Origin of the sequence: Cronbergia sp. UHCC 0137 (genome assembly GCF_034932285.1) — a bacterium.
Taxonomy (GTDB): Bacteria; Cyanobacteriota; Cyanobacteriia; order Cyanobacteriales; family Nostocaceae; genus Cronbergia.
Map to the genome: position 1 here is coordinate 84,844 of NZ_JAYGHC010000021.1, position 14,452 is coordinate 99,295.

Consider the following 14,452-nt stretch of genomic DNA (forward strand, 5'->3'; position numbering starts at 1 on the left):
TATTAGACCTGGAGTGAAAGTCATTTAAAACCCCTGTAGAGACGTTCCATGGAACGTCTCTACAATCTTTACCGGAGATGTCTATTGTTTACTGATTTAATAACTATCGCAGCATCGGCAATAAAAAAGTAATTGGTGCAAGTTCTTCAATTAATACCCGCACTGTAGTAGTAGTCCCTGCGCTAACTTTTAGATTATTCTCATGAAAAGATGACCAACGATAACCACTTAAATTATTTTGATCAGATTCTAATTTTATTAATACTTCAATCATTGCTGTGTCTTTAGAAGTTATTAAATTACTAGCCAATTCTTTATTACCTAAAGTTACTGCTGCTGCTTGCTGAGTAATAGGAAAAGCTGAAACGTTGATTACTTTGCCGATAATACCCCCAAAACGTTGTCTTTCTACTGTATCTGGAGTAGTCTGAGCAGACATTCCTGGGGTAATGCGTTTACCATCTTTAACTGCAAAATAACTCACACTCATAATTTCTTGTTTTTGTGGAGTTAACTGCATTAAAGCAAGGGAAGTACCAGGATTAACGATTTGACCAGTGGTAACTTGCAAATCTAAAATACATCCATGTTGTAAACTGAGAACTTGACTATTAATAGTAATTTGTTGTTTTAGTTGAGCTATTTGTTGTTTAATTTGTTGGAGTTGATTAATTTGATTTTGATTAGTATCTAGATTTTCTTGTTTTATCCGAGTTTGTTGTATATTCAGATTTTCTAGATTTTTTGCGATTTCATTAATAGTTTTTAAGTGATTAAGATAGTCTTGTTGGGCTGTAGTTTCTTGAATTTTTAATTGTTGTAATTGGTTACGCACCTGATTAATATTACTCAGATTATTAAGATAGCGTTGCTTAACTTCCGTTCTGCGGTTTTGTAGTTGATTTAGTTGCAGTTCTAGGTCTGAAATATTGCCTAAAGCGTTCAAATATTCTTGTTCTGCTCGTAAAACTTCATCTTTCGCTAATGCTCCCGTAGCACTGAGTTTTTGACGGGATATCAGACGTTGTTGAAAGATTGGAGCTATTTTGCGGACTTGCTGGAGACGTTGAGAAAGACTTTGATGTTGAAGGGCGATCGCTCTCAAGTCTGTTTGTTGTAAAATTGGGGTATAAGCTTGCAAATCTTTTAACTGTTGTTGTAATATTTTTTGTTGGAGAGCGATTGTACCTGTTTGATTAGTTTGTAGTTGCGGTGTTAAAAGCTGAAGATTTTTTAGTTGCTGTTGTAACTGTATCCGAGATTTGCTAATTTCCTCTATTTGCAATTCAGTCAAACTACGACGCACAAATTGACTATCATTTGTTTGGGCAACTAACTGAGTATAGCGTTCTTGTTCTTGTTTTAAGCGTTGTTTTAAATCAGCAGGATCAATTGTCGCTACAATTTGTCCCTTCTTTACACATTGTCCTTTTTCTACTTGAATAGTTTGTAATTGACCTGTTACAGGAGATTGAATTTCTAACACCTGTCGAGGTACATTCAATAATCCTTTACCTTCAATATAAATAGGAATCCGTCCCCAAATACTCCACCCCAAAGCTAATAAAGTTAATCCACCCAAAGCACTCAATGGAAGCCAATCCATCGGACTAACTATCTGCATCATCTGATCTAATTGTTCAGGAGTGGAAAGTTTCTCTAGGGCTTCTTTGCGAAAAATCCTCTGGGGATTAAACATAATTACAGAAGGGAACAGGGAACAGGGAATAAAACAATACGGTTTGGTTAAGGACTGTAGAGATGTTCCTCCACTTGTGTGTACAATGTCAATACATTTTTACTAACAGATCGCTTCAGGACTTACGCAAAATACCTCTCAAAACCTCATTTCTCTGTGAACTCTGTGCCTCTGTGGTTCGTTTATTAAACTTCAGCCAAACTGGGAGTATTTACTGTGACATTACTAGAAATATGCTTATCTATTAAGGTCGGTATCTGATGAGCTTGTATGCGACTATAGCGGGTTTTGTCGGGCATAACTAGATTTGGACCCGCTTTACAATTTTTCATGCAACCAGTACCTTTAATAGTTACTGTATCTTGTAAAGAGCGATCGCTCAATGCCCCCTCTAAAGCTTGACACAACGCCTTACCACCGCGCTTCATACAATCCGACTTTTGACAGACTAAAATAGTTTGGGTTTTCGCTGGTTTTACCTGAATATCCTGTTTCTGGGAACGCGCAGCCATTACCCGTTCCGCTTTTAATGTCACTTTATCTTTTTTCGAGTCGTACTTTTTCGTTCCCACTACCTGCAACCAAGTACCGCGCGGTAAATTTAAATCAAAGGTAAACTGCAAATGTTTGGCTAGTTTGACATAACATTCACCGTCAGCAGTCCCCAGCAATAAACCCTTCAGCTTATAGCCGTCTTTGATGACAAAATCTAAAAACCGCCCCTCAAGACAAAATTCTGCTAATTCCATCATACATACATTCCTTGGTAATTGAAAGTGAAGAAGCAAGCTTCTGGGAGAAAAACAAAGAAATAAATTGGTAGGGTGCGTCAGACTCGATAATTTGCTAATAATTCACAGATATTTGACATCTGATCCACCGAACGACTAATTCTGGTAGGAATTTTGCCAACATTGTTCAAGATTCCTAATCAAGTCTTGACGAGAAGCGGTAAATTGTCGCAACACACTCCAAAACTGAACAGCCAAGATGGGATTAGTAATTTCTACCTCTAATGGCTGGTTACTTTCACAGTAACAGGGAATGTCTAACTCTCTCAGACGTTGATACACTTGCCAACGATCTGCCCAATTTACCTCAACAATGTGCTTTAGAACTGTATCTGAACTAAAAAATTTCAAGAGAACTACCCTCAATATGCAATAAATTAGCAGTAAACAATAGACATTAGCTCCCTAACCCTAGAATTGGTGAGAGTTACACCCTTTTTTGGGTGATTAATTAAGTGCAAATTATTATCAATAAGATAGCAAAGAAAATACCTCTTGGCAAGCACTTTTTCAACATTTTTTTAAGTTGATTTGTATGCACATTGACGATTCCGAGTCAAGGATAGTAATGATATACACCACAACTAGAAAAAAGTAGGGACTTAGGGGGGGTTAAAATTTAAAAATTATTTGATATGGAATAAGCTTGACATCTTTTTTAAAATGTTAATATATAGAGATTAAGCAGTTAAAAATGATAACTGTGCAAAAGCGAGGAGAACAATGGCTGATACTCAAACTTTGGTACAAAATTTTGGTCAAGTCTACGACAACCCTGTATTACTGGATCACAGTGTAACCGCACCAGTGGTTGAGGGATTTAATGTGGTTTTGGCTAGTTTTCAAGCACTGTATTTACAGTACCAAAAACACCACTTTGTAGTTGAAGGTGCAGAGTTTTACTCCCTGCATGAATTTTTCAACGAAAGCTACCAAGAAATTCAAGATCATATTCATGAAATTGGCGAACGTTTGAATGGACTGGGCGGTGTACCCGTTGCTAGTTTTAGTAAATTAGCGGAATTATGCTGTTTTGAACCAGAAAGTGATGGCGTATATTCTTCCCGGAAGATGATAGAAAATGACCTAGTTGCAGAACAAGCTATGGTTGGTGTGATTCGCCGTCAAGCCGCTCAAGCAGAGAGTTTGGGCGACAGAGGTACACGCTATCTTTACGAAAAAATTCTGTTAAAAACTGAAGAAAGAGCTTATCATTTATCTCACTTCCTTGCTAAGGATAGTTTAACATTGGGTTTTGTTCAACCTGCTCAAAACTAAAGTTATTGCAATCTTGACTGATTTAACTTAGGACAGCAGAAAAAGTAAGAATCAGCAACTCTTAAAAATAAATTTTTTGGGCAGGGATGAAAATATTAAAGTCTCTGCCATTTTTAATTTAATTTTAGCTAGTAAACTAATTAAATTAGAATAATATTTTTCTATTTGATTAATTGCCAAATAATATATTTTAACTGGTATTTTCCTATATATTATTTTTCATAAATTGATGATTATCATAAGCTATCTCTATGTCAAATACCAGGTTTTTGCTAAAAATTCTCAAGTAAGTTATTTCAATAAATAAAAATATTTATCAAAACCTTTGAGGATGAATCCATGAACATTAAAAAAACTGCGGGCTAAATTATTTTTAGTATTAATAGAAACAATTCTCATCATTACCTACGGTACTGCCTCCTTTTCCTCCAACAGTCTTTTCACCCGTTGGACATTAAAACCTGGAAAAGTTGATAATAAATAGGATGACAGGGGGTAAAGACCCTTAAAATAGTCAGGATTTGTATTCTCTTATTCCAAGGCAAAGACTATGCCCCGTCGTGATGACATCAAGAAGATATTATTGTTAGGTTCAGGTCCAATTGTGATTGGCCAGGCTTGCGAATTTGACTACTCTGGGACTCAAGCCTGTAAAGCATTGCGAGAAGAAGGCTATGAGGTGGTGTTGATTAACTCCAACCCTGCCACAATTATGACTGACCCGGAAACGGCTAATCGGACTTATATTGAGCCTTTAATACCGGAAATTGTCGAAAAAGTGATCGCTAAAGAACGTCCAGACGCTTTATTGCCGACCATGGGGGGACAAACAGCCCTAAATTTGGCGGTGACATTGGCTAAAAATGGTGTTTTAGACAAATACAATGTTGAATTAATTGGTGCTAAGTTACCCGCAATTGAAAAAGCCGAAGACAGGAAACTGTTTAACGAGGCTATGGAGAAGATTGGGGTAGCAGTTTGCCCCAGTGGTACAGCTTCAACCTTAGCAGAAGCTAAAGCGATCGCTCTTTCCATTGGTACCTATCCCCTAATTATCCGTCCTGCCTTTACAATGGGGGGGACTGGGGGTGGTATTGCCTACAATAAAGAAGAATTTGAAGAAATGGCACAGGTGGGGATTGATGCTAGTCCCGTTTCCCAAATTCTCATCGACCAGTCTCTCTTGGGTTGGAAAGAATATGAGTTGGAAGTGATGCGCGATTTGGCAGATAACGTGGTAATTATCTGTTCTATCGAAAACCTAGACCCCATGGGTATCCATACTGGCGATTCTATCACCGTAGCCCCTGCCCAAACCCTGACCGATAAAGAATATCAACGGTTACGGGATATGGCAATTAAAATCATTCGGGAAATTGGCGTAGAAACTGGTGGTTCTAATATCCAGTTTGCCGTTAATCCCGTTGATGGGGATGTGGTAGTAATTGAAATGAATCCCCGTGTGTCTCGCAGTTCTGCTTTATCTTCTAAAGCCACAGGATTCCCCATTGCCAAAATCGCGGCTAAGTTAGCTGTGGGTTATACGTTAAACGAACTGCAAAACGACATCACCAAAAAAACCCCGGCTTCCTTTGAACCCACGATTGATTACGTGGTGACAAAAATTCCCCGTTTTGCCTTTGAAAAGTTCCCTGGTTCAGATTCAGTGCTGACAACTCAAATGAAGTCAGTGGGGGAAGCCATGGCCATTGGTAGAACATTTAACGAGTCTTTTCAAAAGGCTTTACGTTCTCTAGAAACCGGTCGCGCTGGTTGGGGTTGCGATAAGCCAGAAAAATTACCCAGTGGAGAACAAATTCGTTCCCTGTTGCGGACACCAAACCCAGAACGGATTTTTGCGGTACGTCATGCCATGCAGTTGGGAATGACTAATGAGGAAATTTACGAACTAACTGCCATTGATCCTTGGTTTTTAGATAAATTACAACAACTGCTAGAAGTAGAGAAATTCCTGAAACGTACACCCTTAAAGCAGTTGACAAAAGAGCAAATGTATAAGGTGAAGCGGGATGGATATAGCGATCGCCAAATCGCTTATGCTACTAAAACCAAGGAAGATGAAGTAAGAGCATATCGTAAAGAGTTAGGTGTGATTCCCGTTTACAAAACCGTGGATACCTGCGCGGCGGAGTTTGAAGCCTTGACTCCTTACTACTACTCTACCTACGAATTAGAAACGGAAGTTTTACCTTCCACTAAACCCAAGGTAATGATTTTGGGTGGAGGACCCAACCGCATTGGTCAGGGAATTGAGTTTGATTATTGTTGTTGTCATGCGGCTTATGCCTTACAGGGGGCAGGTTATGAAACAATCATGGTTAACTCCAACCCAGAAACCGTTTCTACCGATTATGATACTAGCGATCGCCTTTATTTTGAACCGTTAACCAAAGAAGACGTTCTCAACATCATCGAAGCGGAAAACCCAGTAGGAATCATTGTCCAATTTGGTGGACAGACACCATTAAAATTAGCAATTCCCTTGCAGGAATATCTCAACCAGGTTGCTACTGAAAAAGAACAATTACCCATTACCCATTACCCATTACCCATTACCAAAATTTGGGGAACATCACCAGATTCTATCGACATGGCAGAAGACCGGGAGAGATTTGAAAAGATCCTCCAGCAGTTAAATATTGCTCAACCACCCAATGGTATTGCCCGCAGTTACGAAGATGCCTTAATTGTGGCGAAACGCATTGGTTATCCTGTTGTGGTGCGTCCTAGCTACGTTTTAGGGGGAAGGGCGATGGAAATCGTCTACTCTGACGCAGATTTAGAACGGTACATGACCTTTGCCGTGTTGATAGAACCCGAACACCCCATTTTAATTGATAAGTTCTTAGAAAATGCCATTGAAGTTGACGTGGATGCGATCGCTGACCATACGGGTAGAGTTGTAATTGGTGGCATTATGGAACACATCGAACAGGCGGGTATCCACTCAGGAGACTCGGCTTGTTCTTTACCCTCCATTTCCTTACCCCCAGCCGTATTAAGTCAAATTCGCACTTGGACAGTTCAACTAGCCCAAGCTTTGAATGTCATTGGCTTAATGAATATTCAATTTGCAGTCGTTGGTGCAAGTAGTTATTCACCCCAAGTCTACATTTTAGAAGCCAATCCCCGCGCGTCCCGGACTGTTCCCTTTGTTTCTAAAGCCACCGGCGTACAACTGGCCAAATTAGCCTCCTTAATCATGTCCGGTAAAACCTTAGAGGAATTGAACTTTACCCAAGAAGTCATCCCTACTCATATTGCCGTCAAAGAAGCCGTATTGCCCTTTAATAAGTTCCCAGGGACAGATACAATTTTGGGTCCCGAAATGCGCTCAACAGGCGAAGTAATGGGGATAGACAGTGATTTTGGTCGCGCCTTCGCTAAAGCCGAATTAGGTGCAGGAGAGCGTTTACCACTCAAGGGTACAGTATTTGTGTCCATGAGCGATCGCGATAAGGCAGCAGCTTTCAATGTAGTTAAAGAATTTATCGACTTGGGTTTCAACGTCATGGCTACCCAAGGTACAAGGCTAGTCCTGGAGGAACAAGGGTTAAAAATCGAATCAGTGTTAAAACTCCATGAAGGTCGTCCCCACGTCATTGATGCCATTAAAAACCAAAAAATCCAACTGATTATCAACACACCTTCCGGGGAAGAAGCCCAAACTGATGCTAGGTTAATCCGTCGCACAGCATTAGGTTACAAAATTCCCATCATCACCACCATAGCCGGCGCTAAAGCCACCGTTGCCGCTATCCGTTCCCTGCAAAACACCAATCTAGATGTAAAACCCATCCAAGAATACTGTTAAATCATGTCCATATTGGAATCTGAAGTTTTTAATGATCCTGTCATTGCAACGTAAGGAAGCAATCTCATAACTTTGGTAAAAAACTATGATTCTCAAAGTAGACAAGGTTTAAACCACAAATTTAAACTCTACATTCCCCTCCTCGCTTGCGGGGAGGGGCTAGGGGTGGGGTTTTATCGCTGTGGGATAAAGTTCGATCTCAAAATTATAGGACTTACGCAGGAGTTACGGAAAATACATGAGAGTAGCGCATACCTCAGAGTCCATGGAGAAATAAGAGTTTGAGAAGTTTTTCACCTAAGTCTTATTGATCAATATTCCAACTTTGACAAAATCTAGCAATGTATCTGATAACCTAAAAGATAATATACCAACTATGCGTCCCTGCGTGTTGCCTTGCCCTAACGATAAATATTGATGCTCACCTACTTACCATGTCCGATTTTAACCCTAATTCCACCCAACTACAAACACAACTCACTAAAAAATACTTCGATTTATCCCCTGCTATCCAAAAAATTATCCAGTTGTTTTCGGTAATTTATGCACCGATAGACAAAAGTTCATTCCTCAGTTGTCTTTCGCAAACTGCTGCCTTAGACGAAAAGAATAGACCTTGGACTACTACAACCCTCAATTACCAAATTGAGAAATTGGTAATAGCACTTTTACTAGTCAAGGAAAACAAATCAGGTCCTGAATGTCATCCCTTAATCACAGAAATTGCTACTCGTCATGCAGTAGAAACTGGAAATTTCGAGATATTAGTTAAAGCCGTAGAGGAAAAACTACCAATACGTACTTATGTAAATGATATTCGGATTTTTCGTAGCCTAAGCGAATGTATAAGAGAAATCCGTATTGGTCTTTACCGCAAAGACCCAAGTTTTATTAATAAGCAAATTGAATATTATCAGAAGCACAGTTATTGTGACGAAAAAATAGTCATAGAAAATATCTTCGAGCAGATATGCAATAACCCATTTAACGAAGATTGGTTTAACACCCTACCAAAAGAATTATACAATATTAGTATATCTAGCATTCTCTTAAATTCAGCATTACAATTATCTGATTCCGAAGATGCGTTGATGATGCTGGATGAAGAATGTAATGAAGAAGGAGAATATTCTTCAGATTCTTTGCATTTGATTTTGGCAGAACAATTCCTATTGCGGGGTGATACCGAAGACGCACAAGAGAGTTTAGAACGGGTATCAGCAGAAAATCAAAATAACGCTGCTATTTATTGGGGTTGGTTGAGTTTTGTGCGGGGTGAAAATGAACAAGCAATTAAATATTATACAGATGCCCTTAAAGCTATAAAAAAAGCCACAGGCAAACGTCAAATATATTTTAATACAATTAGCGGCTTGTTTTTCATCCTAGCACTATTAAAAGATGGTTCAGGACAACGCCTCAAAGAAGCGGAAGATTATACCACATTAATGTGCCGTGAATCAGATCATTGGCTCACGTATACTTATGCCAGACTGAAAATGGTACTGCAAGTCCAGCAAGGTGATATTACCCAAAAAGAACTCGTAGTAAGTGCCTATATTTCTTCCGTAGAAGAAAAAAATAGCTTACAAACATTGTTTTGTTCTCTGTGCCTTTACTGGATGGATGCTGAGATTGCCAAAAAACGCCTACCTGACATACTAGAACCATTATATCGGCGATCGCTCACATCCGGTCATCACTGGCTAACCATGGAAACCGCCGAACTCCTATCCCGACTCAAACCCAGTAGTAACTATAAACAACAGGCAGCAGCACTCCGAGAAGATAGCGGCATCCAAACCATAGTAGACCTCATCCAACCCCAAGCAGCTTGGGAAATGTGCCTCAATGCCCTAGCAAATCTCCAGAAACAACCACAAACCCCAGTTAAACCAGAATCAGAACTGCGGTTAGCATGGTTCATTACCTTCTATCCTAACAGATGTGTCTTGCAACCAAAGGAACAAAAAGTTAATGCCAAAGGAGAATGGAGTAAAGGCCGCCCCATAGCCCTTAAACGTCTTAGCAGTGGACTATCTGAATTTGATTACGTCACACCCCAAGATATGCGGGTTTGTAGTTGTATTCAGACATACAGTGAGGGCTATTATGGCAAAGTTGACTATATGTTTAACGAAAAAGCCATCTTAGCTTTAATTGGACACCCGTTAGTTTTTTGGGAAGATACGCCTAATATCCGGGTAGAAATCGTCAAAGGAGAACCGGAACTACTGGTAAAAAAAGAAAAGCAAGGTCGTCTCACCTTAGAATTTTCGCCCAAATTACCAGAATCACAGAACATTCTGCATATCAAAGAAACCCCAACCCGCATCAAAGTCATTGAAATTAAAGCTGAACACAGACGCATTGCCGAGATTATTGGTAAAGATAACAAATTAAATGTTCCAGCCGTTGCCGAAAAGCAAGTTTTAGCAGCCATTAATGCCGTCTCTGGTATCGTTACCGTCCATTCTGACATCGGTGGGGGACTAGAAAATGCCGAAGAAGTCCCCGCCCAAACCTTACCCCATATCCACCTCTTACCCGCCAATTCCGGCTTAAAAATCACCTTATTATCCCGACCCTTTACCCAAGGTGGACCCTACTTCCGTCCGGGTGCAGGTGGTGAAACAGTCATTGCCGAAATTGAAGGTAAACGTCTGCAAACTAAACGCAATTTAGCAGAAGAAAAACAACTTGCCAAAGCTGCGATAGAAGCCTGTCCCACCTTAACGCAAACTGAAGAACAAGATGGTGAATGGACAATAGAAGACCCAGAAGACTGTTTAGAACTGCTGCTAGAACTACAAGCATTAGGAAACAGTGTAGTCATGGCTTGGCCAGAAGGTGAAAAACTACGGATTAGTCACAATGCAGATTTAAAAGACTTTAATTTATCAATTCAACGTCAACAAGATTGGTTTGCAGCCACCGGGGAATTGAAATTAAATAACGACCTGGTGCTAGATATGCAGGAACTCCTAGCACTTTTGGAAAAAACCCCCAGCCGTTTTATTCCCCTTGGTGACGGTCAATTTCTAGCTTTAACCCAAGCATTTCGCAAACGTCTCGACGAATTACGGATGTTTTCGGAAAAACACGGGAAAGGTATGCGTTTCCACCCCTTAGCCACATTAGGCTTAGAGGATTTTGTAGATGAAGTAGGTAAGCTAAAAGCAGATAAACATTGGAAAGCACATATTCAGAAACTCAAAGAGGTGCAAGACCTTAAACCAGAACTCCCGTCTACCTTTCAAGCAGAATTACGGGATTATCAAATGGATGGTTTCTGTTGGTTAGCACGTTTAGCACATTGGGGTGTGGGTGCTTGTTTAGCCGACCAAATGGGACTGGGTAAAACCGTACAAGCCTTAGCAGTTATCCTCAGAAATGCCCATAATGGACCAACTTTAATTATTGCCCCCACTTCCGTTTGTATGAATTGGGTAAGTGAAGCGCAGAAGTTCGCCCCAACTCTGAATATTATTCAATTTTCTGGTGCTAATCGTCAAAAATTATTAGATGGGTTGCAACCATTGGATATGTTAGTATGTAGCTATGGTTTATTGCAACAAGAAGAAGTATCTCAGATGCTTTCTCAAGTAGATTGGCAAACGATTGTCTTGGACGAAGCCCAGGCTATCAAAAATATGTCTACTAAACGTTCCCAAGCAGCTATGAACCTAAAAGCTAATTTTAAATTGCTGACGACAGGGACTCCCATTGAAAATCATCTTGGTGAATTGTGGAATTTGTTCCGGTTTATTAATCCTGGGTTATTGGGTTCTTTTGAAAGCTTTAATCAACGCTTTGCAAATCCCATTGAGAGATATCAAGATAAACAAGCACGCAATAAACTGAAAAAACTCATTCAACCATTTCTATTACGACGGACAAAAAATCAGGTGTTAGAAGAGTTGCCTTCTCGGACTGAAATTTTGCTTCATGTGGAGTTAAGTAAAGAGGAAAAAGCATTCTATGAAGCGTTACGTCGTCAAGCCATATCTAAATTAAACGAAACAGATGCAGATGCAGGAAAGAAACATTTGCAAGTTTTAGCAGAAATTATGAAACTGCGTCGTGCTTGTTGTAATCCTAGTTTGGTGATGCCTGACACTGAGTTATCTAGTTCTAAGTTACAACTTTTTGGTGAGGTGCTAGGTGAACTTTTAGAAAATCGCCATAAGGCGTTGGTATTTAGTCAGTTTGTTGATCATTTACATATTATCAGAGATTATCTCGATAAACAAGGGATTAAATATCAATATTTAGATGGTAGTACGCCAATGGCAGAACGGAAAAGAAGCGTGGATGCCTTTCAAGCTGGGGATGGAGATGTTTTTCTCATTAGTCTCAAAGCCGGGGGTACAGGACTGAATCTCACCGCTGCTGATTACGTGATTCATACAGACCCTTGGTGGAATCCCGCTGTGGAAGATCAAGCATCTGACCGCGCCCACCGCATTGGACAACAGCGCCCAGTGACTATTTATCGGTTGGTGGCAAAAGACACTATTGAGGATAAGATTGTGGAATTACATCACCAAAAGCGAGATTTAGCGGATAGTTTGCTGGAAGGTACAGATATGAGTGGTAAGATATCCACGGAGGCTTTGCTGCAATTGATTCATGAAGGTTGATATTGAACAATCAGTAAACCCGGATTTCTCACAAGAAATATAGTCAGGAGTAGACTTCTTGAAAAAGTCGTGATTTTCAAATTTTTCTCTGCGCCTCTGCGCCTCTGCGTGAGCTTTTCAACCCACATTAAGCAGGTGAAATCAGAACTACAAGTAGACGTTAAAGACATTGACCATTTAGGTATAATAGCGGCTTTCAAGGATTTTTAGCCTGGACTTCCATAAGAAGAACAGAAGAACCAAATATTTAAAGTTTTTGGAACTAGCTGAAGTATTTTTATAAAAAAAATGCTAATATTATTATATATTGTCAAATAATTACTATAATCACTATACAATACAGACTAATGGCTTCAGTAAGATTTAGACAGCCTCCGCTAGATGAAATTATTTTTTCTGTAGAATTTGTTGCTTCTGGCTTTTCTTCTGTTCATTTAGGACTTTATTGGGAGTCAATTCGGTCAGAGTTTCCATTGCAACAAGATAACATACCCATTGAATTAGAAAACTATGAAAATAATACACCTCTTTTACCAAGAGTATGGTTTATGTCAAATGATAGTAAAAAAATAATTCAACTCCAGGATAATTTATTTATATTTAATTGGAGGTATAGTCAAGAAGATAAAAATCTTCATTTTGGCGAAATATTTCAGAATTTTGTTAGTCAATGGAATCATTTACAAGAATGGTGGTTAAACGTCGGAGATGAGCCTATAGAAATCCAAAAATACGAATTTACTTATGTAAATGCAATTAACAAAAATCTTGGATGGCAAAACCCTAAAGATCATGGAAAAATATTTAACTTTATAAAAACAGAATGGAATGGTCTTATCAAGACTCCAGACTCATTTGATTTTCAGCTTAGTTTTTCATTGCCTAATCAATTGGGATCATTGTCTGTTAAAGTGGAGCAACTACCTGTACCCAGTGATGATAACGAAGAAGAAGTAAATCCAGAATATTTTTTAGCTTTCCTACTAATTGCAACAAGCTATAATGCTACTATTTCAATAGTAGAATGGTTTACATTTGCCCATGATTACGTGGTTAAGGCTTTTTTGGAACTAACAAAAGAAGATGCTCAAAAATTATGGGGGCGTTATGATTACTAAGTCTACTAATGTTTGTTTTTCTGAGATTGAGAATATAAACGAATTACGATGTTCCAGATTTCCTGTAAATAGAAGAAAAAAAATCAACCCAGTTAAGTTTCAGACTGTTAGAAAAGCAACTCCTACAGCTATTGCGGGACTTTTATTTTCAACAGCAAGTTACAATAATACAATTCAAAATAATGTTACTAGAACACTGAGTAGGTCTTCAGGTGCTGAATTTATTGGTTTAATACGACAAATCAAAAACTATTTCCAAGAACATCCAAACAAAAGAAAATCACTGAGTACAAGTATTGCTAAACACATCACCTCTATTGATACAGTATTAAAAGTATTAGATTGGGGAACTTCGAGAAAAATTCGCGAAGCCTTTGATGCTACGGTTATGCTTTTAGCAGAATGTGGAAACGTAATTATTTCTACTCTTAATCGTCTACCGAAAATTGAATCGGATAATAAAGATTTACTAATTTTAGAAAAGAAATGGGAAATTCTAATTACAAGCATAGCTTGTGCGTCGAATATTCCTGCTCAAAAAAGATTTGATGCAATTGTTGAATTAATTCCAGATAGCAACAGACGCTCAGTCAAAACAGCAATTATAGATGCTTTTTCAATTATGGAAGATGAGATAGATGTTGAATTTATCAAGAATCAATTAAAACAGTTTTTGTCAGATTCTGAACATGATGAATATGTAAAGGAATATGCTAAAGAAGCTCTAGAAGATATGCAGGAGTAGATAACTTTAAGAAATGCTTCCAACTCTTGATAGTTTTGGCTTAAAAAGTCCTGTATATATTAGAAAAATAGATAAAGCCAGACATTGGAATCCAGAAGATTGTGCTAGTCAAGAAGAGCGTGCTGAGAGGGCTGCCAAAGATATTTTTAGCAATGGTATCAATAGTCTCTATCTAGTAAAATCAAACGACGATTTCTATGCGATGGTAGCAGCTATAAGTGCTAGAAGGAATCCAAAACAACAAGATATTCATTTTATTTGGATGACTGATGAGGAATTAAAAGAGGTTGGAATAGAGGTGGAAGCAGTAGTAGAAGGTGATTGTTTACAAGCGAAATATTTA

Annotated in this window: 8 protein-coding genes and 1 pseudogene; 6 read left to right on the top strand and 3 right to left on the bottom strand. The window is 38.8% G+C overall.

Annotated features, from left to right (window positions below; translation table 11 throughout):
- Nucleotides 1–103: 103 nt before the first annotated feature.
- The 3 genes from VB711_RS13025 to VB711_RS13035 all read right to left on the bottom strand — a co-directional run bounded on the left by VB711_RS13025 (nucleotide 104) and on the right by VB711_RS13035 (nucleotide 2,841).
- Complete coding sequence (locus VB711_RS13025; RefSeq protein ID WP_323286490.1) at nucleotides 104–1,699, bottom strand: NHLP bacteriocin system secretion protein; 1,596 nt, start codon at nucleotides 1,697–1,699, stop codon at nucleotides 104–106.
- 185 nt (nucleotides 1,700–1,884) lie between these two features.
- Nucleotides 1,885–2,448: a (2Fe-2S) ferredoxin domain-containing protein gene (locus tag VB711_RS13030; protein WP_323286503.1), complete on the bottom strand. Its 564-nt coding sequence runs from the start codon at nucleotides 2,446–2,448 to the stop codon at nucleotides 1,885–1,887.
- A gap of 138 nt (nucleotides 2,449–2,586) precedes the next feature.
- Nucleotides 2,587–2,841: an Asr1405/Asl0597 family protein gene (locus tag VB711_RS13035; RefSeq protein ID WP_323286491.1), complete on the bottom strand. Its 255-nt coding sequence runs from the start codon at nucleotides 2,839–2,841 to the stop codon at nucleotides 2,587–2,589.
- A gap of 372 nt (nucleotides 2,842–3,213) precedes the next feature.
- On the opposite strand from VB711_RS13035, the gene VB711_RS13040 reads away from it, so the two are divergent.
- The 6 genes and pseudogenes from VB711_RS13040 to VB711_RS13065 all read left to right on the top strand — a co-directional run.
- Nucleotides 3,214–3,768, top strand: coding sequence for a Dps family protein (locus tag VB711_RS13040; protein WP_323286492.1), 555 nt, complete (start codon nucleotides 3,214–3,216; stop codon nucleotides 3,766–3,768).
- A 550-nt stretch (nucleotides 3,769–4,318) separates the two neighbouring features.
- Nucleotides 4,319–7,603, top strand: coding sequence for a carbamoyl-phosphate synthase large subunit (carB, locus tag VB711_RS13045; RefSeq protein ID WP_323286493.1), 3,285 nt, complete (start codon nucleotides 4,319–4,321; stop codon nucleotides 7,601–7,603).
- 434 nt (nucleotides 7,604–8,037) lie between these two features.
- Nucleotides 8,038–12,246 (top strand): DEAD/DEAH box helicase, encoded by a 4,209-nt coding sequence (locus VB711_RS13050; RefSeq protein WP_323286494.1) that lies wholly within the window; start codon nucleotides 8,038–8,040, stop codon nucleotides 12,244–12,246.
- A 347-nt stretch (nucleotides 12,247–12,593) separates the two neighbouring features.
- Nucleotides 12,594–13,364 (top strand): TIGR04255 family protein, encoded by a 771-nt coding sequence (locus VB711_RS13055; protein WP_323286495.1) that lies wholly within the window; start codon nucleotides 12,594–12,596, stop codon nucleotides 13,362–13,364.
- Entirely contained in the window at nucleotides 13,330–14,109 is a 780-nt protein-coding gene (locus VB711_RS13060) for a hypothetical protein (protein WP_323286496.1), read from the top strand. Before VB711_RS13055 ends, VB711_RS13060 begins: the two co-directional genes overlap by 35 nt.
- A 13-nt stretch (nucleotides 14,110–14,122) precedes the next feature.
- Nucleotides 14,123–14,452 (top strand): annotated as a pseudogene (locus tag VB711_RS13065) (hypothetical protein); the annotation flags it as partial.

Coding starts and splice junctions, on each gene's coding strand:
- VB711_RS13060 (WP_323286496.1), top strand. CDS start 13,330: ATGCTCAAAAATTATGGGGGCGTTATGATTACTAAGTCTACTAATGTT.
- VB711_RS13040 (WP_323286492.1), top strand. CDS start 3,214: ATGGCTGATACTCAAACTTTGGTACAAAATTTTGGTCAAGTCTACGAC.
- VB711_RS13025 (WP_323286490.1), bottom strand. CDS start 1,699: ATGTTTAATCCCCAGAGGATTTTTCGCAAAGAAGCCCTAGAGAAACTT.
- carB (WP_323286493.1), top strand. CDS start 4,319: ATGCCCCGTCGTGATGACATCAAGAAGATATTATTGTTAGGTTCAGGT.
- VB711_RS13050 (WP_323286494.1), top strand. CDS start 8,038: ATGTCCGATTTTAACCCTAATTCCACCCAACTACAAACACAACTCACT.
- VB711_RS13030 (WP_323286503.1), bottom strand. CDS start 2,448: ATGGAATTAGCAGAATTTTGTCTTGAGGGGCGGTTTTTAGATTTTGTC.
- VB711_RS13055 (WP_323286495.1), top strand. CDS start 12,594: ATGGCTTCAGTAAGATTTAGACAGCCTCCGCTAGATGAAATTATTTTT.